The organism is Pullulanibacillus camelliae (assembly GCF_014642655.1).
GTDB classification, from domain to species: domain Bacteria; phylum Bacillota; class Bacilli; order Bacillales; family Sporolactobacillaceae; genus Pullulanibacillus; species Pullulanibacillus camelliae.
Genome location: NZ_BMIR01000003.1, coordinates 85,789 through 108,151 on the forward strand (window position 1 = coordinate 85,789; position 22,363 = coordinate 108,151).

A 22,363-nucleotide genomic window follows, 5' to 3' on the forward strand; every position below is an offset into this window, starting at 1 on the left:
GCGTTGTTATAGACCCTGTGAAAATAGATAATCATGCTTCCTATATCATTGCCAATGATATAGCCAAGTGTACCGACACCAAGGACTGGAATGATTGAATGAACCCGATTGATAAGCATTTCATATGACAGCTTGAACATGAAATCGGTATACTAAAGATGAAAACCCATAAAAAGGAGTGCTCTAATATGGATTTTGTAACTTTGAATAATGGTTTGAAAATGCCACAGCTCGGTTTTGGTGTGTGGCAGGTTGAAGATGATCAAGCAACAGCCGCTGTTTCAAAAGCGCTCGAATCTGGTTATACCTCAATTGATACAGCAATGATATACAAAAATGAAAAGGGTGTTGGAAGAGCGATTGCTAATGCCTCTATCCCTCGTGAGGACTTATTTATCACAACAAAGGTATGGAATAGTGATCAAGGCTATGACAATACGCTTCGGGCCTATGAAGAAAGCTTAGAAAGATTAGGCTTGGATTATGTTGATTTATATCTCATTCATTGGCCAACACCAAAATATGATCAGTATGTTGATACATATAAAGCGATGGAAAAGCTTTATAAAGACGGGCGTGTCAAAGCGATTGGTGTATGTAACTTTGATATTGAACATTTGGAACGACTTTTCGCTGAGTGCGAGGTTAAGCCTGTGCTAAACCAAGTTGAATGCCATCCTTATCTTTCACAGACAGAATTGAAGGATTTCTGTGCGAAGCATGATATTTTTGTTGAAGCATGGAGCCCTCTTGATCAAGGTGGCGAGGTGCTTTCAGATGATGTGATTCAAGCCATTGCTGCAGCGCATGGCAAAACACCTGCTCAAGTCGTCTTACGCTGGCACTTACAGAATAATACCATCGTTATTCCAAAGTCAGTGACACCTTCTCGTATTGAAGAAAATATCAATGTCTTTGATTTTTCATTAACTGCAGAAGAAATGGATAAGATCAATGAACTGAATCGTAACAGACGTAAAGGATCAAAGCCAAGTGAAATGAACGTGCGATAATGATGGCATCAAAAAGAAGTCCCTACTGCGGGGCTTCTTTTTTCATATGAAAATAAAGTTCCTTAACAAAAGGAAGACTCATAAACCTTGAGACGCATAGGCATCCTTTTATTGGTAACCATAAGTTTATCACATATGAAGCGGAGGATGTACGGATGTCTCAAAACAAACGTACCAAAGACACATTCCCTGAATCTCCAGAGCCTTATTGGAGAGATTTTATTACCTTACCCGAGTTTCCTCAATTAGAAGACAATCTACAAGTCGATGTGGTGATTGTCGGCGGAGGGATTACAGGACTCACGGCAGCTTATTTATTGGTCAAAGAAGGTCTGAAGGTTGCCGTGTTAGAAGCAGGAAAGCTGTTAAATGGCACAACGGGACACACTACAGCTAAGGTAACGGTTCAACACGGTTTAATTTATGATGAATTTATTCAAAATATCGGAAAAAGCAGAACGCGGCTATACTACGAAGCCAATGCAGAAGCATTAAGCTTTATTAGAAAAACCATAGAGGAGCACAGTATTGATTGCGATTTTAGTGAACAGGATGCCTACATCTATGCAACGACAGAGCATTATGCCCGCAAGCTTGAAAAGGAAGCAAAGGCTTATGCAAAGCTTGGAATCGATGGAGGCCTTGTTAACAATCTCGCTCTGGATATTGATATTCAAAATGGGCTGGTGATGAAAAATCAAGCCCAATTTCATCCTGTTAAATATCTTGCGCGGTTCATTGATGTCATTAAGGAAAAGGGTGGCCTTATTTTTGAAGATACGACGGCAGTCAACGTGAAAACGGGAAAAGAACCAGTGGTTTTCACGCGTAAGGGACTCGAGGTCACGGGGCGTTATGTACTTGTATGCTCACATTTTCCCTTCTATGAGGGCAAAGGCTTTTATTTTACAAGAATGCATGCAGAGCGTTCTTACGTTGTAGCGGTAAAAACAAAAAAGCACTATCCAGGAGGCATGTATATTAATGCAGAGGATCCGGTGAGATCCCTCCGCTCTACAATGATGAATGGTGAGGAAATAGTTTTAGTTGGGGGAGAAAGCCATAAGACAGGTCAAGGGACAGACACAATGGCCCATTATAAAGCATTGGAGACCTTTGGTGATGAGCTCTTTGGTATCGACAGAGTTGCTTACCGGTGGTCGGCGCAGGATCTAGTGACATTGGATAAGCTCCCTTATATCGGTGAGCTTACTTCTGGGGAGGCAAACATTTTAGTCGCAACGGGGTATAGGAAATGGGGGATGACCAATGGCACTGCGGCAGCACTGCTTTTACGAGATTATGTCATGCAGCAAGAGACACCCTATCAAAAATTATTTACCCCATCGCGCTTTTACCTGCATCCGAGTCTTAAGAATTTCTTGGTGGAAAATGCAAATGTTGCTGGTCATTTAATAAAGGGAAAAATCGAGGCACCTAATAGAAAAATGAATGACTTTGCCAATGATGAGGGAGGCGTGGTCATTCATAAAGGGCAAAGGAAGGGCGTTTATAAGGATAAAGAAGGGGCCTTGCATGTTGTGGATACAACGTGCACGCATTTAGGCTGTGAAGTAGAGTGGAACGACGGAGAGCGTACATGGGACTGTCCCTGCCATGGCTCGCGTTTTTCTTATACAGGAGAAGTCATTGAGGGACCTGCCGAAACGCCATTACAGCAACACGACCATCATTTCCTGGACAATTTTACCTCGGAGGATTCGGGGTATTAAAAAATAGAAGCAGCCCCACATGCTTGCCAATTCCGACCTATGAGGGGCTGTTTGTATACTATTGCACTTTTATCCCTTGGCGTGAATCCTTTGAAGCTTGTTTTTTATCGGCCTGGGATTTACGGAATGACATCTGTTGAAGCAGGAAAGCATATCAACAGTTCGTGTTCTGAGTGGCTTGTCATGGACCGGGCGTTCTTATCCTTTTAAATGCTTATGATCGTGTGGTTTTTGATAAATGACGTGCTTTGACTGGTGCAGCCGTAATTGAACGACTAACATTCCGACTAGCGTAACGAATAAAATCCCAACAGGTAACCAGATGGCATGAAGGCCCCATTTTATCTCCAATAATCCACATAGCGCTGCACCGACGCCATAAATGACAATATCAACTGCCCAGATCACTATGGAGCCCATGCTGGCAAGCGCGGGTTTATCAGCATGATCTGCTGGTTGTTTTTTTGAGGTGAGGGCATGATGTGCTTTCCAAACTAAGGCTTCAATCATACCTGTGGTTGTACTCGTGATAACGGTCGTAGGGACGCCGTTGATGCCAAGTCTTCTGGCCGTGGTTCCTTGGATGCCCATCGAGAATGACAGCAGTAAGATCAATATATATTGATGAGGTGCCATCATGAAATAAACAACAAGGCCAAACACGACGAATCCTAACCATTCAATACAAAGGGTAAAGAGGACTGTAGAATTCAAGCCTGTTTCATGGCGCTTATTTCGTAAAATAAATGCGCCAACGGCAACACCTAACATAAATCCGAGCAAGGCAATCAAATAGCCTAATGGCGCCAAGTCATCGGCGTGTACAAGCGATAAACCGAAAAATACAGTATTCCCTGTCATCGCCGCCGTTAACACTTCACCCAACGCAAGAAAACTTATTGCATCTGAACAGCCAGAGACCATAGTAAGTAAAATAACCAATATATTTAGTGACTTTTTGGATGGATTCATCTCTGTCTCCTTTTCAGTGTTATTACTTTGTATATATGCAGGGACGTTTGCCCACATGTATCCAAGCCATTTCCATCGATAGAACCAAACTTGCTTTTCATCATCGGAAATGATATCTTCGACCATTATAGTAAACTTTTAAAATAGGGGAAAGCCTTCTGGGAAATAAAAATGAGGTTTACGGGAAAGATCGCCTCCGACTTAGAATCAACCATGGAAAAAATAGAGGATATGGATGTGGTGCTGTAGAGTTAAAAGGAATGAGATCAACATATCTAAAAAGAAGCTCCAGGTGGGGCTTCTTTTTTGAAAGATCAGAAAGTATAAAATTTCTGGTCATGAGGACGGTGCAGATTTCCGCTCCAGGCCGCTCGCTTTCCGTGGGGGAGTGGTAAGCCTCCTCGCGCTGCGCACTGCTAAGGTCTTACCGATCTCCCACTTCCCGCTGGAGTCTCGCACCTTGCGCTCCCATCCACTTGACCCGGCAATGAAGCCTCTTTCATATATCATGATGCTCTGTACCAAGCCAAGGACCGGGCGTGCTTTTCGCCCGGTTTTTCTTATCTTATACGTTCGGACTGTGACTTAGCGAAGCGGTGGGGGATAATCTAATTTTTCCATAAAACTATGCTTTTCCTATGCACTCAACCACCAATGTAACGGGTGTACAAGGTTTTGGCCACAGCAATATCTTTTGTGCCATGCACAAGGACGCGCCCGTCTTGAAAGATGACTAAGCGGTGCTCCCCAATCTCGAAATTAATTAAGAAGGGATTGCGCTTGACAGTGCCGTTTAGCCTAGCGAGTTGTTGTGCGAGTGTTTCTAGATTAAATGGCGATTGTCTATATGGCCTGATCTGGACGCTATCTCTACCGCATAGGACAGCAGTCTTCGTCTGATTCTTGTTATTTAGATATGGGTAAGTAGGCGAAGCACCGCATGATGGGCAATCGTGTTTTTTCATTGAAGTGACGTTAATAGTAGAGTGTTCGTTAGTCCATAGATCAAAGAATAGTAATGTGCCTCGAAGGGATGCAGCATCTTGAACAAGCAGCTTCAAAGCCTCAGTGGCTTGATGGGCTGTGACAAGCTGAACAGCTGGGCTGATAATTCCAACTGTATCACAGGTCTCGCCAGCCAATGGGAGCGCATCAAGAAGACAAGCCAAACATGGGGTATGATCAGGGAGGATGGTATAAGTGATTCCGGTACTGCCCACACATCCTCCATATATCCATGGGATCTTATACTTCTGAGCACTATCATTAATCAGCATCCGTGTTTCAAAATTATCAGTCGCATCAATAATGAGATCAGTAACCGAGCAATGCTTAGCTAACTCCTGGGCATCAAGATCGGCAATGATGGCTTGTATAGACACGTCTGAATTGATTTGTGTTAATCGCCTTTGAGCAGCAATCGCCTTAGGTAAATGCTCCTCGGCATCGCTTTCCGTATAGAGCGGCTGCCTTTGAAGGTTGCTCCACTCCACATAATCACGGTCAATAATTGTGAGCTGGCCAACCCCTGCTCGAACCAGGATGTCTGAGATACTTGCGCCAAGGGCGCCAGCACCCACCACGAGTACATGGGAGTGCTGCAATTTTTCTTGGCCTTTTTCTCCTATTGGAGTAAAAAGTGTCTGCCTTGAATATCTATCCTTGTTCAACCGTACTCATCCCCTCAGTTGGACTGCTCGCACTGGCATAGGTTTTTTTTGGGATGCGCCCAGCTTCAAATCCATGACGGCCCGCCTCGACGGCTAGCTTCATCGCCAAGGCCATTTTAACTGGATCCTTGGCATCTGAAACCGCTGTGTTTAAAAGAACACCACTCGCTCCCAATTCCATAGCTAAGGTCGCATCAGTGGGTGAGCCAATCCCTGCATCGACAACGACAGGGACTGTGGCTTGCTCAATAATGAATGCTAAATTCATAGGATTGAGTATGCCTTGTCCAGAGCCGATAGGGGAAGCTCCTGGCATGACGGCGTGAACCCCAAGTTCTTGTAATCTTTTAGCCAACACCACGTCGTCAGAGATGTAAGGAAGAACAATAAAGCCTTCGTTGAGTAAAGCCTCGCATGCTTTTAATGTCTCAAACGGATCAGGTAATAAAGTCTTTTGGTCGCCAATAATCTCTACTTTTACCATATCACAGAGGCCAGAGGCCTTAGCCAATTTGGCAATGCGTACCGCTTCTTCAGCTGTCTTTGCTCCGGCAGTGTTCGGAAGCAGGGTGTACTTATCAACATCAATCATATCCAAAAAGTTAGGCTGTGAGGCTTCGAAGATATTCATCCTTCTTACTGCAAAGGTTAATATCTCTGTTTCTGAGGCTTCTACAGCGCTTTTTTGTAAATGAAAGTCTGCATATTTACCTGTTCCTAATAATAAGTGGGAGCTAAATTCGTAGTTTGCTATTTTTAACATCGCCATCATCCTCCTCCAATAAAATGGACTATTTCCACGCGATCGCCGTCAGTGAGGGCTTGCTCGGCGTGTGCCGCTTTTTCAATGATTTCATTATTAAGTTCAACAACAGTTATCTTATTTTCTAAATTTAAGTGGGATAATAAGCTCTTAACATGAGTTACCGTATTAGGTACTTCCATTTGCCGACCGTTAATTGTTAATGTCATGTTAGAACCTCCTCAGTTTCAAAATGGCGGTCTAAGCGAAAGGCAGTTAAATCAGCAGAGCGCGTTTGTCCTGTGACGAGCTCAGCCATAAGCTTCCCTGTGATCGGGCTTAATAAAATGCCATTGCGGTAATGTCCTGTGGCAACAAAAAGTCGCTTTGCCTTAGGATGTTCACCGAGGTAAGGAAGGCCATCCTGTGTCATTGGGCGAATCCCTGACCAAAAGTGCTGCATAGTTGCTGTGTTGATGACGGGGAGAAGTGCTTGGACCTTATTCATAAGAGTAGATAATCCCTCAAGTGAGACAGACTTCTCAAAGGTATGTGCCTTCATCGTTGCACCAACATAAAGCTCGCCCCCTCTTTTGGGTACAATATAGCAACCCTTAGTAAAAATCGTTCGTTTTATCAGTGGATAGTGGGTTGTCAATGAGAAGGCTTCTCCTTTTACAGGATACAGCCCTTGTTGGAGCTTCTCTGGCAACCATTGATTTGACCATGCTCCCGTTGCCACAATAACTGCATCACTATAATAATCCCCGGTATTAGTGTGAACCCCCTGAACCTCTTCATTAGAAATCAGTAGGTTTTGAACGTGACAGTATTCTCGAATTTTGGTCCCTAATAAAGCAGCCGCTTTGGCAAAGCCTTGGGTCAAACGTGGAGCATATACATGACCTTCCTTTGGGAAATAGAGCGCTCCATAGATATGCTCAGATAAGCAGGGTTCGAGGCGAAGCAGGGCATCGCGATCTAACCAAACAGCGTCTTCGCCAATGGAGCGTTGCCACTCAGCAAGCGCCTTTAGAGCTTCAACCTGACCTTCATCCTCAGCAAGCTTTAATTGACCGTTATGAATGAGCTCAATATCTATATGTGTCAGTTCGCGAAGCTCAGACGCGATAGAAGGAAACATCTCTCGACTTAATCTTGCGCTCTCAAAAAGTGGATCACCAGCCTCTAATTCAGCTTGAACGCCGAGCATGCCAGCAGCTGCACTTGAGGCCTCGCAGCCAATTTGGTTTCTTTCTAAAAGTAAGACCTTTTTATTTAGCTTTGATAAGTGAAAAGCGATGGAACAGCCAATGACACCACCGCCGATGACAATAGCGTCGAAACGTTTGGGTTGCATGCGCTACACCTCCTTTTTCTGTAGGTAGAATGACAGATAGTCTTTTATTGCTTTCACAGGGTCATTAGCTTCGATAACCCCTGACATCATGGCAACCCCCGAAGCCCCAGCTTTTATCAGCCCTGGGAGATGTGCTGGCTGGATACCACCGATAGCCATAACAGGTAATGACACGGTGTTCGTGATTTTTTGAAGCTCTGTTAGGCCTTTGCCTTTAAGGCCTGGCTTACATGCTGTCTCATAAACATTGCCAAAGAATAGATAATCTACAGCGCTGTTTTGGTAAGCTATTGCTTCAGACAAATCATGGACGGAGACGCCGACCTTTAAAAAAGGATAGTGCTGCTTGATAGCTTGTGGGGAACCTTGATGTGTAGGTAAATGAACGCCTTTAAGTTGATATTCTCCAGCTAGCTTTCCCCATGTATTCAAGATGATTTTTTCTTTAGGAATGCCATTAGTCACCATCCCCTTGATCCACTGTTCCAGCTCTGATTCTGAACGCTGTTTTTCACGAAGATGAATGGCCGATACATAGGGATGAATCCTTTGTGCGATGGATAGAAAGTCTGGAAAGGCAAGTTTTCCATTAGAAATGACATGAAAATGCTCGATGATTTTTTACCTCCTTTCACTAAATGAAATCAACATAAGGGAACGTACTCTGTGTAAAGTGTAGGAAAGGGCTCTGCCTTTGCTATGTAATTAGAAAAACTTTGCGTCGTGATAGGATTGCCTCGATCACAAACTAAATGCGCGTTGTTTCTGATGCGATGGCAAACCAATGACACACTATTGGTGCCATCAAAGGTTACTTATACGTTCCCTTAAATACGTTAGCGAAGGTTTTTACTATTTGGATGAGATTAGAAAACTTGGCTTGCACCCCTTCGCTGGTACTCCTGATGTGATTTTTGCACATCACACACTTAGGTTGCCCGCAAGCCTCAGGTGGCGAAAGTTAAAGCCCGCCTTATACTCTCTTCCTTTAGGAGCGTCAGCGAAGGTATACATTCTGATAGTATAAAAAAACCACCTTCCTATTTCGGAAAGTGGTTTGAGCATCCAATAAATAACATTTATCAAACGGAAGCAAGATCCTCTAGCACTCCACTTTCCTACGCTGGTATCAACCAGATCAGGTTCAAGGGTTCAGATGTCTCTGTCTCAGCCCATTGGGGCACCCCTAGTAGAGAATGTATGGTTGTTTTTTTCATCATAACACTAGAGCTTCTTTTTAATCAATCCTTATGCCAAAACTATTTTATTTTTTCTACTTTTATCTTTTATCCTTTTTCTTTGCCAATAGCTCTTTGTCCGTGGTTGTTGGGGGCTGTTCGAGCCATGCATTGTTGATCATGATATCAGCGCCATCTTTAGCAAACTCTGCAATTTCAGCCGATAAACGCTCGTAATTGACAATCAAGTCGCTGCGCTGGCTGGCAGCAGCAGCTGTCGCATAATTGCCTGTTCCAAGTGCGCTTATTACCGACATATGGAACATCATCAGTTTATCTGAAAAGGGTGGGGTTGTTGAATCTGTGATGGCATGGTCTGATGAGATTGGAGGTTGAATGTCATTATTAATAAGTATATCGGTGAATAATTTGATATGCTTCTCAGAAATATTTGCACCTCTTAGCATGTAGCGTTGAACATTCTTTTGGGCAGAAGACTGAGCAAAGCTTAAAGCTAATTTAGCGCCAAGAAGGTTGGTTTGGATATTCGTATGAAGGTAGGCAATTTCAATGGCGTTTAAGGGTCGTTTTTTGTTAAAAAGGGAAAGACCACTTAAGTACTTATGTGAATCGACCTGATCAACTTCATTTGGGTATTCAATATAAGGTGCGCGTACCAGTATGCCTTTACTTGCCATTTGGTCCACTGTTTGATTATACAGACGCGTTGTTTTAAATAAACTATCACTAAAAAATTCACGAATATCACTTCTTGCGCATAGAGCAAGGGCTCCTCCACTGCTGATTAGCCCCGCTTTGAGTGTGTTCTCAATATAGAACAGCATATATAAATCGGAATACAAACGCGGCGCATTTAAGTTAACATCCTTGTCTTGAAAACCTACGGGTAGCGGGATGTGTTCCGATGAGAAAAATTCAGAGATAGCCTTGGCGTTTTCATCAGAAAACGTATAGGCAGACTGGATGATGTTGCGGATGTCTTTATCTTCTACATCCTTAAGAAAGTAAGTAAATATACATCGAGTCATTGTATTTTGTAGAAAGTCTGTCCAAAGTGAGGCGAGTTCAGCAGAGGTTAATTTCGGTTGGCTGTCAGACTGAAACGTCATGTCTTACCCTCCGTTGTTTAACGTATAGTTTTAATATTTTGTTCATTTATGTATAAAAAGCTTTTCATCAATGGATGATGAGCCTTTTTCTTGATATAACTATAGCTTTTCCTATCTTATTCTTTCTATGTACGCTATTCCTTCTTCTCTTCAGTTTTGTTTGTATGACCCCTCGCGCTATATTGAATTTTATATGTAATTACTTTCATAATATAGATTAGAATTATATTTTTATATTCTGTTTTAAAAGACTCATAACTTTTTTCCTAATTTAATTATATATGCTTTATTTCATATGGGACTATCTCATCAAATTGATTGAAATGGAGGATAAACAGTTGCGATTTCAACCTGTAATGTATAGCATTTGCGGTGAAATCAATATCACTTTGAAAGAAGGCAAGAACAATGTGTGGAATTTCAGGTTGGATTGATTGGAAAAAGGATTTATCCAATCAACAAGAAGTTTTAAAGAAAATGACCGACGTCATCACCCATAGAGGACCCGATGCTGAAGGATTTTGGTTCTCCAAAAACGCAGCATTTGGTCACAGGAGGTTAATTGTCATTGCGCCTGAAGGTGGACGGCAGCCGATGGTATATTGCCAGGATGGCTTTACTATTGCCCTTACTTACAATGGTGAGCTTTATAATTATCGTGAATTGCGACAGGAACTAGAGGCAAAGGGGCATGCTTTTACCTCTCTCTCCGATACGGAAGTGCTTTTACATGCTTATTTAGAGTGGGAAGAAAGCTGTGTGAAGCATTTTAACGGAATTTTTGCATTTGCTATTTGGGATGAAAGGAAGTCTCAGCTCATGCTTTGTCGCGATCATCTCGGTGTTAAGCCGTTATTTTATACTGAGACAGAGGATGGCGTTATTTTTGGATCTGAAATTAAAGTACTGCTTGCTCATCCTTCTGTTCAAGCGATAATTGATCAAGAGGGTCTTGCTGAGATTTTTGGTTTAGGGCCAATGAGAACTCCGGGAAATGGCATATTCAAAAATATTAAAGAAATTCGTGCGGGACACTATGCCACTTTTACAGCGCATACTCGAACCCTAAAACCTTATTGGCAATTACAAAGCCGTCAGCATACGGATGATGTCGAGACAACAGTTGAAACTATCCGGACATTACTTGAAGATACGGTAAAGCATCAGCTTATTTCAGACAAGCCGCTGGTTTCTATGCTATCTGGTGGACTGGATTCCAGTGGTCTGACAGCGATTGCTGGACAAGAATACAGAGAGAAGGGGGAGACCTTACAAACCTATTCGATCAATTTTGCCCACGACGAGCAGGATTTTGAAGAGGACTTTCTCCGTCGCGATCGCGATGAGCCATGGGTACAAAAGGTGTCAGCGCATGTGGGGACGACGCATCATTCGATTGTCCTGAACGCGGAGGACTTAGCCGCAAACCTTTATGCTCCCATGCGTGCGCGCGATCTTCCAGGCATTGGTGAATTGGAAACGTCACTTTACCTTTTATTTACTGAAATGAAAAAGCATGCGACGGTCGCTTTATCTGGAGAATCTGCCGATGAGGTATTTTCAGGTTACCCTTGGTTCCATCAAGCACAATTTTTAGAGGCAGGAACTTTTCCTTGGCTAGTCAATCTTGGCTTTGTTTCTGGGATTCTTAAGGAGGAATGGCAAGAAAGACTTCAATTGAAAGCGTACCAAAGACGTCGATATCAAGAAGCACTTTTAGAGGTTCCTCATCTAGATCATGAAGATGAATGGCATCGGAAACAGCGGCAAATGTCTTACATGTTCATCACACGGTTTTTACCTTTTATGTTAGATAGAAAAGATCGGGCGAGCATGATGACGGGATTTGAAGTGAGGGTCCCCTTTTGTGATTATCGGTTAGTGGAATACTTATGGAACGTTCCTCATGAGTTAAAAAGTATAGACGATATTGAAAAGGGAATCTTGCGTCGGGCCCTCAAGGGGTATCTCCCGGATGATGTCCGTTACCGGAGAAAAAGCGCTTACCCAAGTACAAAGGATCAAGATTATCTTAAGGCGGTAAGTCAAATGATGCTTAATGTTCTGGATGACCATGAGTCCCCACTCTTGCAATTTGTGAAAGTCGATCGTCTTCTCAGAATTGCTCAGGGAGAGGATCAAGAAATCACAGGAGCAAAAGCGAAGCAGCTTTTGGATTATTTGTTACAAGTTAACGCCTGGTTAAAAGAATATAATATCGTTGTTCAAATCTAATGAAACCAGGGGCCATAAGCTGAAATCCTGAAAATCTAACTTTTGTTAGTGCAAAAGGATAATTATGAAAAAATGAAGCATTATGCCAAAGCTATGACGGGAAATTTGATTAGAGCGGATTGAAAAAATCACGCCAAGAGTGCCGAATCTCGCGCCTTGCGCTCCAATCCACTTGACCAGGCACTGAAGCCTCTTTCATATTTCATGATGCTCTATACTAAGCAAGGACCGGGCATGCTTTTTGCCCGGTTTTTCTTAATGGTTACTTTTTAATAGAAAGGTTCATGAGAGTTAAAAAGATTACGATTGACATGCCTGCTACCATCGGCCAGACAAAGGGAGTGTGGGTCCCAGTGATGATGATTATTGCGCTGATAACGATGATGGCAACCAGACTTGCAAGCAACAGCGGCTGGCTGTGAAAACGCTCCGATATCAAAAGAAAGTAATTGGCACCGACCAATAAATAAATCAACGCAGCAATGCCAAGAGCGATGGTGAAGGTGCGAAATTCGTTGAACTGGAGATTCTGCCAACCTCCGAGGAAATTCATCAACAATAATATCCCCATGATTGCGAAGAACGCACCACCTAGAGCATCAAGCGTTTTGACTGTTTTCAGCATTGAAAATTCCTCCCTTATTTGTAACTGGTGACTTTGTGAATCTTGTTGGGTTTAAAAGTTCCTTTGAAATTGCCTACCAACCCGTGGGGCGTGACAATATGTGTATATTCCGGCCATTTTTTTACCGAACTTTTTTTTGCGCCCCAGTAATAAGATAAGTAAACATATTTAGAGCAATAGCTTGGGTCTTTATGATACAGATGGGTTGATATAAAGTAACTGGGTCTGGCTCCTTTATACATGTGGTGATAAGCGTATGATGCTGCATTTTTAGCATAGGTTGGATGTTTTTTGATGCGATACACGAGAACATAACTTGAACCTTTGGTATTCCTTTTAAAGAAATTTGCTTTAGTGTGATGATCGGATTTATGTCCTGGCCCCGTCATTTCTAATACATATTTTGAAGAGGTGGCGATGGCGGCATGCCCAATAAAATGGGAACTGCTGCTTCGGCCATAGACAACTAAAATGTCACCAGCCTTCATCTTGTAGCCGGTTTTGCCGTTCATCATCGGATGAACCCCGCTTTTTGTGGATTCGGGTCCCATGGCCGTAACATTTGTGGTCACGTCCCCTTTTAAGCCTGGTGCTTCCTGTTCGTAGTAATTATCGGCTGCGAATTCTTCAAAACTCCCTGTTTCCCCTGAGTTTAAATAGCGATGATAGGCAGGAACGATGACTTTCTCACACGTCTTTTCATATGCAGCTTTCGATTGTGTGATGATTTTTGCATCGGTTCCTTGCTGATATGTAGCAGGGCAATTGACGGTATGGTTATCGGTAGTTTCGACAGCATCTGCGTTGGCCATATTTTCGGAAAACAAAATCACGCTCAGCGCTAGACACATTATCCAAACATGTTTCGTTATTTTCGGAGCTAATTGCATTCAATCCTCTCCTATCTTTTTGTTTTCTCAAATCAATCGGTATCGCTTAGATAATTCAACGCTCCTTAATTTTTGAAAAAAATACTTTTCGATGTTATTGTAATACCTAATATTGGGAAGTCAATGATAATTTTTATAATTTGTGTAACTTGCTGCTTCATCATATTGGTATTTGGTAAATCAAGTTTTATGATAATAGACCTGCCTCCTTCAATGTCGGATTTCCCAAGTTTTTGCTGTCCTTAACAAATTTAAAATAGTTTTCAGGGTAGGGGTTTTATACATTGGATTAACTGACGGTAGCGTTTCAAACCGGTTTTGAGTGCCCCACACCGGAGGGGGCAGGAGATCGGTTTTTTTGTGTTTACCTTTTTCTAAAAAAGGTAAAGGTCTTATGTTTTTCGAGTGGCGGTTTTCCCACTTGATCCAGCGGATGCTGGAATGTTTATAGCCCTCGGCAGAGACTTTTCATTGTGATATGCAGCGAAGCGTGATGTCACAATACAAAAAAGGTTATTTTTACAAAGTAACAAACTTATTATACGCTTCTATCAAGCGAGGTGGTTCCGCAATGGGGATGTCTGTTTCTCTTAAAAAAGCGACGAATAAAACCAACATCAAACATAATAATCTGGATTTAAATGACAAAGAAAAAGAGCGAAATGCTCATATTGATTATTCGGAGTGAGCGACAATAAATATCTTGTTCAAAAAGACTTAAAGGAATATCAAGAAGAATTTGGGGAAGCATTGGAAAAATACAATGCGAAACAAAAAAGAAACGACCGAAAAATAAATGATTATTATAAACACATTCAGTCGGGAAAAAAGACAGCACTCCAACAGGAAATGATTGTTCAAGTTGGAGATTTGAACGATTTTATTACACCTCTTACAAGGGGGCAGCGCAGAGAATCAGAAATAGACCTCCTTGAGCCGGTTAACTCAAATGGGAGGTCTATTTCTTTTCTTATGAAAAAGTAAAAGTATTGCCACGTGAGCTTGGAGAAAATCCAAACTCATTTAAAGTGTATAAACAAAGGGAACTATTATCCGTGAAAATCACCCGTGTTTTCATTGACTGTGACATAGGGATTCTTACCGGTGTCATTTTCCTTCACCCAAACTTCCCAATTTCCGTTTCCGATGTACTTATAGCGACGGGGTGTCATGTGATAAGCCTTATATAATTTATCTTCAAAGGTTTTCACCCAAGCCCCTGTTGGATGGCTACTCCCTAATTTTTCTGTATCCGTTATTTTTGTCGTATAGACAACTTTCTCGTAATAAGGAAGTATAACTTTTCGCTGCTACTTCTTAGGGATAAGCTCATGACATGTGTTAAAAGGCTTTTGTCATTTGTCTTTTTGAAACGGGCTTTTGTTAACTGTCTCAGCCGTTTGTTGCGCTCAGACCGGCACTTGCCGCATGGATTCGTTCATTCGGAAACTTCAAGCTTTATTTGTTAATTTGGTTGAGGCATTTGTTAAAAGGAGCTGGCCTTTTGTTATCATGAGCTCTTCTAGGTAGAGGTCTCTTTTTGGTGTTTTTATGCGCTTACCCCTAGCCCTCATTCTATTTGTGAATATAGTGTTTATAAGCAATGGAAAGCTGATTTATCAATAAAATAGTAGGGACAAGGGTGAGGGAGATGTCGGGCTCTTATTTACTGGAGTTAGAAAGATGGCAGGTGAAAAATGACGGTACAGATGCGGAAAATAGTACATTAGGGATCAATCGAGCCTTAAATTGGGCGGGAAAACAAGGGTTTACTCGGTTTATATTGCCAAAAGGGATTTACTTAATAGATGAGACGCGGCCGGTCGAGCCTCAAAGCTATATGGCATTAGATTTGGGTGGATCGACATTAAGAATGAGAGACAATGGATTAAGCAGCTATGCTGTTGTCTCTTTTCGCAGGAACCAACAATTTGCTAGACTTACTAATGGCAGAATAGAAGGCGATCGCTTTACGCACGATTACTCAAGTGGGGGAACGCATGAGTTTGGTGTGGGTGTCCAATTACAATATGGTGGACAGCAGCTCTCCATAGATAATCTGGAAATTTTTAATATGACAGGGGATGGGCTTATTGCCATTACCTCTTTTGGAGGGATTGGTGGTGTAGGGATGCCACCGCTTGCAGGGAATCTTGAGTCAGGAGGGATTAATCTTATTGATGGTACTTTAATGAATGAGGCTGATCGCATTCGCACTAAAGTGATGTTGCCAATTGTTGATGCTCTTAAAAACTCAGGTTTTTTTGGTTTATATGGGGACAGTTACGGAGGGATTGGTACAGAAGTGACAACTGATCTTTATGATGTCATCTTTTATAAGGAGGATGAGTCTTTATTAACAGCAAAGACGGACATCCATTTCTTTGATGAAGTCCCCTTGCCACAAGATGCCGCCTTTGCAAAGGTCGTGTTACATCAAAGCATAGTTCCCTCGGCAAGTGGATGTCGTCTGATTGTAAGGACGCCACAATTTCCGAAGCATGTCTCTATTGAAAAATGCCATATTCATGATTGCCGCCGTTTAGGGATTACGATGGCAGGAGCAAAGTACGTATCGATTCGAGAATGTGATATTCACGATATAAGTGGAACGGCTCCCCAAGGGGCAATTGATATTGAAGATGGCTATGCTATTAATCAGTATATTTATATTGATAATAATAGTATCTATGCTAATAAAAATTACAATATCATCGCTGTGGCAGGGCGCCATATTAGTGTCACAAATAATCGCCTTCAAGATGGCATTTTCACAATTAATTCAGGTGTCAATGAGGCCATTGTGGATAACAATTACTTCAACAACACAGGACCGCGGTTAGAAGGCGCGACTCTTTTTTCAAATAATGTTTTGCTTAATTCACGGATGCGGCTACTTGGAGCAGGAAATGTCCTTATTGATCATTGCTTTTTTCATAACACGCCACTGAACTTTAATAACACAAAAGCTTTTGTCGCCCAAGTGGCTCATTGTAAATTTCTTTTTGATGATGATTTTATTACTGCTACGGTTAATCCAGGGTCTCCGTTAATTTTTAGCGCTGAGCCGCAAAAGCTTTCGGATTGCCAGTTTGAAGGAGGGGGGACAGAGGCTTTTACAACTGTTCCAGTAGGCGCTCACGACTGGCTGCTTAACAATGTTTCATTTCTTCATATACGGCATATGTCAAATCGCATCACGAGGCTTCCGGCTGGAACATACAACTCTTGCACATTTGTTGACTGTGGAAGGTTAGGAGAAGTAGCCAATCCTACGCAAACAGACTACACTTTTACAGGGTGTCACTTTGAGTGGGGAGGCTATAGCTTGTTTTACATGGGACCGCAGGATAAGGTCTCTTCTTTTAAGGTCAAGGGCTGTCAATTTCAATGTGATGGCACGGGGCAGGCGTTTTTCCTTAAAGGAAATTGGGGACGCCTAGAGGTCACTGACAATCATTTTAATTACACAACGGCGTCAAATGATACCATGATTCAACTATGGAGTACATTAGCTGCGGATAGCGTCCTTTTGTCTCGCAATACCTTTATAGCAGTGAATTCACATCCTGTGGTGAATGCCGCGGACTCCCCATCTGTTCCGCTGATTTTTGAAGATAACACGCTTATTCATGCAGAAGTGAAGCTTAATGATCTTCATGAAAAGCGCAATAATCGCTTTGATGGTGCCTATGATCCCTATAATGTCTTGGAGACAGAGCCGTCTACAGGTTTTTTCAAAGTAGGGCAAGTGATTAAAAATGCCAGTCCTCAGCCTGGAGAGTATTTTGGATGGGTATGTGTGACAGAGGGCTTTGCAACAACAATCTCCTGGCAACCTCTTCATCAATTTGTGGTCAATGCTCGCGTATATGCTAATGGCAATGTCTATCAATGCACGAAAGCGGGAACGACTAGCAGCATAGCACCTAGTCAAAAGCAAGGGACGGTCACAGATGGAACCGTAACATGGGAGTGGTTGGGTGCCCATGCAGTGTTTGCCCGCTTTGGTTCAATAGAAGAAAAATAAAGAAAGTAAATCCTCTTGTTCATGCGAAAGGGCTGATACCTCTAGTGAAGGGATATTGGCCTTTTTCTATGGATAAGTTGCCGCGAATCATGTACTATTCATTTCAAAGAAGCATTACAGGAGGAGGGATTGGATTTGCTAGAGACTTATTTCGATAAGGTGAAGGAGCACATGCAAAACATTGAAAAGCATGAGATCACGCAGCTAAAAAAGGGTGCCCAAAAGGTGGCTGCGGCTATTAAACAGGGTGGGATTGTCCAATTGTTTGGCTGTGGTCACTCTCATTTATTAACGGAGGAAGTCTTTTATCGTGCGGGAGGTTTAGCGCCGATTAAACCGCTACTGATTGAACCACTGATGCTCCATGAGGGAGCTGTCACCTCATCAAGATTGGAGAAACAAAATGACTATGCACAAGCTTTTATGAGGGAGCAAGATATTCGTCAAGAGGATGTGGTCATCGTGATTTCCACTTCTGGTCGCAATCCTGTTCCGATTGATGTGGCTTTGTTTGCCAAAGAAAAAGGGGCTTATGTGATCGGCATCACTTCTTTGGCGTATGCTGGAACTCTGCCTTCTAAGCATAAAGAGGGGCACACACTCTCTACGGTTGTCGACTTGGTGATTGATAATCATTCAGTGACTGGTGATGCGGTTTTATCCTATGAACAGGTTGCCGTCCCCTTTGCTCCCACCTCCACAGTTATTGGAGCCATGCTGTTAAATGGTCTGTTTGCAGAGGTGATCAAGCTTTTGGTAGATCAGGGCATTGATCCTCCAATCTTTTTAAGTGGGAACATTGATGGAGCTGAACTGCATAATAATGCGCTTGTTAATCGGTACAAATCTCGGATCCCTTTGTTTCAATAGTTTTGTTTTTCTTTGTGGTGCGGTTTGATCGCATCCTGTGTCCCGCCTGATCAAATAAACGTTTAAGCTTGAGTTCAGTATCTGTACCCTCAATGGGGGTATAAACGCTGCAACGTAGATCGGCAGTTCCCTGAACTTGTAGCGAGGTGAGATTAAAGAACATCTTGCCAGCCTTTGAATGACGGAATTCAATTTGCAAGTCAGGAGCAGAATGGACGCCGCTTTGGTTCCAGAGTTTGTTAAAATCAGAATAAGAGCTTTCCATCTTTTTAATAAATTCGCCATACCAGGAGTCGGCAACATATTGTCCGTAATAGGTTCGAAAAATAGATAAAAAACCTTTGACAAAATGCTCCCAATTGGCAGCTAAGGCTCTGAATTCCTTTCGAGCGAATACCAATTCAATAAGATTTCGCTCTTCTGGAGGAATCCTTTCAAATTCGACGAAAACGTGAGAAGCTGCCTGATTCCAGCCAACAATATTACATCTCCTATCAGACACAATGGTTGGGCAGTATTGCAGTTCCTCTAGAATCTTATGAAGCGATTCTGGAATATCGATTTCTTCATGCTCCATAAAGACTGTTCTGGTACTATCTTCTAAAGCAAGGGCAAAGAGATATTTGCGCTCATCCGCATTCAGCTTCAACGCGTTGGCAACAGATTCGAGGACTGAGGACGAGACCTTGATTTCTCTCCCTTGTTCCAACCACGTATACCATGTGGTACTGACGTTGGCAAGCTGGGCGACTTCCTCTCGTCTGAGCCCCGGAGTTCTTCTTCGAGGCCCTTCGGGAAGTCCTACCATATGAGGATGGATCTTAGCACGTCGGGCTTTTAGAAATTCAGATAATTCCTGGAGTCTTTCTTCACGTTCCATGGAAATTCTCTCCTATCTCAGTCAATTATTATAGTGCTTATTATACTATGATAAACGCTAACTTGTAATAGGATAAAATATTGATAAAATAAATACTAAAAGCAATGAGGAGGTTGTCCTATGGATAGAGTCGTTGTCACAGGAATGGGTGTTATTTCACCTGTTGGACTTAATGTAGATACATTTTGGAAAAATATTAAAGAAGGGCAATCAGGGATTTCTACTATAGATACTTTTGATATTACAGATTTTAAAGTTAAAATTGCAGGTCTTGTCCGTGACTTTGATGCTGCTGGGAGATGGGGGCGAAAAGAAGCACGAAAGATGGACCTGTATTGTCAGTATGCCTTAGCTGCTGCTGAAGAAGCTGTTGAGAATTCGGGGTTAGATCTTGATGCTATTGATCAAGAGCGCCTAGGTGTTTATGTCGGCTCAGGTATTGGTGGGATTAATACCCTTATTGATAATCTATACCAATATCAAAAGCGGGGACCTGGAAGAGTGAGCCCTAGCCTTGTCCCAATGATGATTGCTAATATGGCTTCTGCCCAAATTAGCATTCGTTTTGGTGCACGCGGGCCATCGATGTCACCTGTTACGGCGTGTTCCATTGGAAATACTGCCATTGGTGAAGCGTTTAATGCGATTCGCTATGGTGATGCGGATATCATGATAGCTGGTGGCGCTGAAGCAGCTATTACACCGATTTCTTTAGCCAGCTTTAGTAATGCGACGGCACTTTCTACGCGTAATGAAGAGCCAACAAAAGCCAGTCGGCCGTTTGATGGCAATCGTGATGGATTTGTCATGGCTGAGGGGGCAGGTATTCTTGTTATAGAGTCCCTAGAGCATGCCCTTCGCAGACATGCACACATTTATGGTGAAGTCATTGGTTACGGCTCTAGCTCAGATGCATATCATGTCGTCGCCTCTCATCCAGAAGGGGAGGGGGCTTATCTTGCGATGAAAAATGCTTTAAAGAAAGCAGCTATTACCCCACAGGATGTGGATGTGATTAGTGCCCATGCGACAAGTACACTTGTAGGTGATGCCTCTGAGACAAAGGCGATTAAGCGTTTGTTTGCAGAACATGCTTATAAAGTACCAATCACCGCTAACAAATCAATGACAGGGCATATGTTTGGCGCGGCTGGTGGAGCAGAAGCAATTGCTTTATTAAGAACATTAGAAGAAGGCCTGATTCCACCAACCATTAATCAAGAACAGTCCGATCCAGAATGTGACTTGGATTATGTTCCTAATATAGCTCGGAAACAAGACGTTACGATCGGTATTTCTAATTCCTTTGGTTTCGGTGGACATAATGCCAGCCTCGTTTTAAAACGCTACGTTGAATAAACAAATGATAGGGTGCAAAAAGACTGCTTTGATTCTAGAAGCAGTCTTTTTGTATGTAAAAGAGTAACGATTAGTGATTTTTATGAGCATAAGTTTTGGCAGCAGTGATAAAGGCTTTAAAAAGGTTGAGGGCATGGCTTTGCTTTTGTATGAGGCTACCAGGATGCCACTGAACACCAACAACGAAACTTTGATGCGGGTCCTCAATGGCTTCAATGATACTATCGCTCGAGCGTGCGGAGCTCTGAAAGCCAGGGGCAAGGGTTTTGATCGCCTGATGGTGATAGCTATTGACGCGAATGATATCTGTTCCTGTAATGCGGTGAAGGCGAGTGTGTGATTTGACTTGAACACTATGAGAGACATGATCGCGTGGTGCGGCTTGATAATGTTGTATGGATGCTTCATTTTCAGAATAGATGTCTTGATAAAGCGTACCACCAGCAGCTACATTCAACATCAAATTACCACGACAAACCGCTAGGATAGGAATTCCTTGGTCAAGAGCAGCTTGGATAAGAGTGACTTCAAAAGCGTCACGTTCAGGGTTAATGGTTTCCAAGGTGGGGGCAGGTTCCTCTCGGTATAAGTAAGGATCAATATCACTGCCTCCGCTGAGAAGAATCCCATTGGCGCAGGTAAGCATGCATTGGACCATTGATGCCTCTGAAGTATACGGGAGAAGAATGGGCAACCCGCCAGCGGCATAGACCGCTGTGACATATTCATTTTTTAACTCATATTTTTGTTGTTTGAAATCAGTGGTAATGGCAATGAGTGGGGTATCCATGGACAGCCTCCTGCTCACAGGGATTTTTAATGTTAGCATGAACAGTTTTCTTACATTTATACCCAAATAAAAACATTGTGTGTTTATATACATCTTGAAAGTATTGATCGAGCTGTGGTGGGGTTCCAAAGGTAAAGCTTTGAATGAGTCCTCTGGGACAGTCTTTTGATCCTATCAGAAAATAATCTATCTTAAACTGATGCTATTAACGATGACATCTAAGTAAAGCTGTGCCCCTTGTCACTAGGATGTGTCGCTATCTTTTGGGGAAATGGTTAAGGGCGTGCCAAGTTAAGTTTTTCTAATTTCTCTCTGCATCAGTAAGTTAGGTATCTCTAGCAGCGATCATAAAAGACCATTAGTGCTCACTTTTATTTTACTATCAGAATTTATAATTTCGCTGACGTTCTCAAAGGAAGATAGTATAAGTGTAACTTTGGCTTTCGCCTCTGAGGCTTGCGGGCACCCTAAGTGTGTGATGTGCAAAAATCACATTAGGAGTAACAGCGAAGTGGTGCAAGTTAAGTTTTCTGAAAAGATGATAAAGTATAAAATTTCTGATCATGAGGACGGTGCGGATTTCCGCTCCAGGCAGCTCGCTTTCCGCGGGGGAGTGGCAAGCCTCCTCGCACCTTCACGCTGCTAAGGTCTTACCGATCTCCCACTTCCCGCAGGAGTCTCGTGCCTTGCGCTCCAATCCGCTTAATCATGCAATGAAGCCTCTTTCATATTGGATGATGCTCTATACGAAGGACAAGGACCGGGCATGCTTTTCGCCTGGTTTTTTTATGGATTTCCCTTGGAAGGAGCTTTAAAGGCTGTATGGAACATACTCTACTCTTTTAAATGTTAACCATTATTAGAAATAGGTTGACAAAAATAGTGG

At 42.6% G+C, this 22,363-nt stretch carries 16 protein-coding genes, 2 pseudogenes and 1 riboswitch; of the genes and pseudogenes, 7 read left to right on the forward strand and 11 right to left on the reverse strand.

Annotated features, from left to right (window positions below; translation table 11 throughout):
• The first annotated feature begins 188 nt into the window (after positions 1 to 188).
• Both IEW82_RS04760 and IEW82_RS04765 read left to right on the forward strand, forming a co-directional pair.
• A complete protein-coding gene (locus IEW82_RS04760; RefSeq protein WP_188689992.1) occupies positions 189 to 1,013 on the forward strand; it encodes an aldo/keto reductase in 825 nt (274 codons plus the stop codon).
• Positions 1,014 to 1,168: 155 nt separating this feature from the next.
• A complete protein-coding gene (locus IEW82_RS04765; protein ID WP_188689995.1) occupies positions 1,169 to 2,746 on the forward strand; it encodes an FAD-dependent oxidoreductase in 1,578 nt (525 codons plus the stop codon).
• A gap of 198 nt (positions 2,747 to 2,944) precedes the next feature.
• Here the strand turns inward: IEW82_RS04765 and IEW82_RS04770 are convergent, their stop codons facing one another.
• From IEW82_RS04770 to IEW82_RS04800, 7 genes are all read right to left on the reverse strand, one after another.
• Positions 2,945 to 3,718, reverse strand: coding sequence for a YoaK family protein (locus IEW82_RS04770; RefSeq protein WP_188689998.1), 774 nt, complete (start codon positions 3,716 to 3,718; stop codon positions 2,945 to 2,947).
• A gap of 644 nt (positions 3,719 to 4,362) precedes the next feature.
• Positions 4,363 to 5,388, reverse strand: coding sequence for a MoeB/ThiF family adenylyltransferase (locus IEW82_RS04775; protein WP_188690003.1), 1,026 nt, complete (start codon positions 5,386 to 5,388; stop codon positions 4,363 to 4,365).
• Positions 5,375 to 6,151 (reverse strand): thiazole synthase, encoded by a 777-nt coding sequence (locus IEW82_RS04780; RefSeq protein ID WP_188690006.1) that lies wholly within the window; start codon positions 6,149 to 6,151, stop codon positions 5,375 to 5,377. The genes IEW82_RS04775 and IEW82_RS04780 overlap by 14 nt, the downstream gene beginning before the upstream one ends.
• A 5-nt stretch (positions 6,152 to 6,156) precedes the next feature.
• A complete protein-coding gene (thiS, locus tag IEW82_RS04785) occupies positions 6,157 to 6,360 on the reverse strand; it encodes a sulfur carrier protein ThiS (protein ID WP_188690009.1) in 204 nt (67 codons plus the stop codon).
• Positions 6,357 to 7,490, reverse strand: a complete 1,134-nt coding sequence (gene thiO / locus IEW82_RS04790) for a glycine oxidase ThiO (RefSeq protein ID WP_188690012.1) — start codon at positions 7,488 to 7,490, stop codon at positions 6,357 to 6,359. Before thiO ends, thiS begins: the two co-directional genes overlap by 4 nt.
• 3 nt (positions 7,491 to 7,493) lie before the next feature.
• Positions 7,494 to 8,108, reverse strand: coding sequence for a thiamine phosphate synthase (locus IEW82_RS04795; RefSeq protein WP_188690479.1), 615 nt, complete (start codon positions 8,106 to 8,108; stop codon positions 7,494 to 7,496).
• A 480-nt stretch (positions 8,109 to 8,588) separates the two neighbouring features.
• Positions 8,589 to 8,688, reverse strand: a riboswitch (TPP riboswitch).
• An 81-nt stretch (positions 8,689 to 8,769) separates the two neighbouring features.
• Positions 8,770 to 9,798, reverse strand: a complete 1,029-nt coding sequence (locus IEW82_RS04800) for a DUF3231 family protein (RefSeq protein ID WP_188690015.1) — start codon at positions 9,796 to 9,798, stop codon at positions 8,770 to 8,772.
• Between the two features lie 408 nt (positions 9,799 to 10,206).
• Between IEW82_RS04800 and asnB the strand changes: the two genes are divergently transcribed.
• On the forward strand, positions 10,207 to 12,033 hold the full coding sequence (gene asnB / locus IEW82_RS04805; RefSeq protein ID WP_188690018.1) for an asparagine synthase (glutamine-hydrolyzing): 1,827 nt from the start codon (positions 10,207 to 10,209) through the stop codon (positions 12,031 to 12,033).
• Positions 12,034 to 12,295: 262 nt separating this feature from the next.
• Here the strand turns inward: asnB and IEW82_RS04810 are convergent, their stop codons facing one another.
• Both IEW82_RS04810 and IEW82_RS19965 read right to left on the reverse strand, forming a co-directional pair.
• Entirely contained in the window at positions 12,296 to 12,658 is a 363-nt protein-coding gene (locus tag IEW82_RS04810) for a hypothetical protein (RefSeq protein ID WP_188690022.1), read from the reverse strand.
• Between the two features lie 14 nt (positions 12,659 to 12,672).
• On the reverse strand, positions 12,673 to 13,548 hold the full coding sequence (locus IEW82_RS19965; RefSeq protein ID WP_229672329.1) for a C40 family peptidase: 876 nt from the start codon (positions 13,546 to 13,548) through the stop codon (positions 12,673 to 12,675).
• A gap of 571 nt (positions 13,549 to 14,119) precedes the next feature.
• Between IEW82_RS19965 and IEW82_RS04820 the strand changes: the two are divergent.
• The 3 genes and pseudogenes from IEW82_RS04820 to IEW82_RS04830 form a co-directional block, all read left to right on the forward strand.
• A pseudogene (locus IEW82_RS04820) lies at positions 14,120 to 14,430 on the forward strand (plasmid recombination protein); the annotation flags it as partial.
• Positions 14,431 to 15,199: 769 nt separating this feature from the next.
• Positions 15,200 to 17,578: a right-handed parallel beta-helix repeat-containing protein gene (locus IEW82_RS04825; RefSeq protein ID WP_188690025.1), complete on the forward strand. Its 2,379-nt coding sequence runs from the start codon at positions 15,200 to 15,202 to the stop codon at positions 17,576 to 17,578.
• Between the two features lie 135 nt (positions 17,579 to 17,713).
• Positions 17,714 to 18,448 (forward strand): SIS domain-containing protein, encoded by a 735-nt coding sequence (locus tag IEW82_RS04830; RefSeq protein ID WP_188690028.1) that lies wholly within the window; start codon positions 17,714 to 17,716, stop codon positions 18,446 to 18,448.
• A gap of 49 nt (positions 18,449 to 18,497) precedes the next feature.
• Here the strand turns inward: IEW82_RS04830 and IEW82_RS04835 are convergent.
• Positions 18,498 to 19,328, reverse strand: a pseudogene (locus IEW82_RS04835) (helix-turn-helix transcriptional regulator); the annotation flags it as partial.
• Between the two features lie 120 nt (positions 19,329 to 19,448).
• Here IEW82_RS04835 and fabF point away from each other — a divergent pair.
• Positions 19,449 to 20,687, forward strand: coding sequence for a beta-ketoacyl-ACP synthase II (fabF, locus tag IEW82_RS04840; RefSeq protein WP_188690033.1), 1,239 nt, complete (start codon positions 19,449 to 19,451; stop codon positions 20,685 to 20,687).
• A gap of 70 nt (positions 20,688 to 20,757) precedes the next feature.
• Here the strand turns inward: fabF and IEW82_RS04845 are convergent, their stop codons facing one another.
• Entirely contained in the window at positions 20,758 to 21,477 is a 720-nt protein-coding gene (locus tag IEW82_RS04845; protein WP_188690036.1) for a gamma-glutamyl-gamma-aminobutyrate hydrolase family protein, read from the reverse strand.
• Positions 21,478 to 22,363 lie beyond the last annotated feature (886 nt).

What these genes read in the sequence shown, in the direction of transcription:
- IEW82_RS04760 (WP_188689992.1), top strand. Translation starts at nt 189, where the DNA reads ATGGATTTTGTAACTTTGAATAATGGTTTGAAAATGCCACAGCTCGGT.
- IEW82_RS04765 (WP_188689995.1), top strand. Translation starts at nt 1,169, where the DNA reads ATGTCTCAAAACAAACGTACCAAAGACACATTCCCTGAATCTCCAGAG.
- IEW82_RS04770 (WP_188689998.1), bottom strand. Translation starts at nt 3,718, where the DNA reads ATGAATCCATCCAAAAAGTCACTAAATATATTGGTTATTTTACTTACT.
- IEW82_RS04780 (WP_188690006.1), bottom strand. Translation starts at nt 6,151, where the DNA reads ATGTTAAAAATAGCAAACTACGAATTTAGCTCCCACTTATTATTAGGA.
- thiS (WP_188690009.1), bottom strand. Translation starts at nt 6,360, where the DNA reads ATGACATTAACAATTAACGGTCGGCAAATGGAAGTACCTAATACGGTA.
- thiO (WP_188690012.1), bottom strand. Translation starts at nt 7,490, where the DNA reads ATGCAACCCAAACGTTTCGACGCTATTGTCATCGGCGGTGGTGTCATT.
- IEW82_RS04800 (WP_188690015.1), bottom strand. Translation starts at nt 9,798, where the DNA reads ATGACGTTTCAGTCTGACAGCCAACCGAAATTAACCTCTGCTGAACTC.
- asnB (WP_188690018.1), top strand. Translation starts at nt 10,207, where the DNA reads ATGTGTGGAATTTCAGGTTGGATTGATTGGAAAAAGGATTTATCCAAT.
- IEW82_RS04810 (WP_188690022.1), bottom strand. Translation starts at nt 12,658, where the DNA reads ATGCTGAAAACAGTCAAAACGCTTGATGCTCTAGGTGGTGCGTTCTTC.
- IEW82_RS19965 (WP_229672329.1), bottom strand. Translation starts at nt 13,548, where the DNA reads ATGCAATTAGCTCCGAAAATAACGAAACATGTTTGGATAATGTGTCTA.
- IEW82_RS04825 (WP_188690025.1), top strand. Translation starts at nt 15,200, where the DNA reads ATGTCGGGCTCTTATTTACTGGAGTTAGAAAGATGGCAGGTGAAAAAT.
- fabF (WP_188690033.1), top strand. Translation starts at nt 19,449, where the DNA reads ATGGATAGAGTCGTTGTCACAGGAATGGGTGTTATTTCACCTGTTGGA.
- IEW82_RS04845 (WP_188690036.1), bottom strand. Translation starts at nt 21,477, where the DNA reads ATGGATACCCCACTCATTGCCATTACCACTGATTTCAAACAACAAAAA.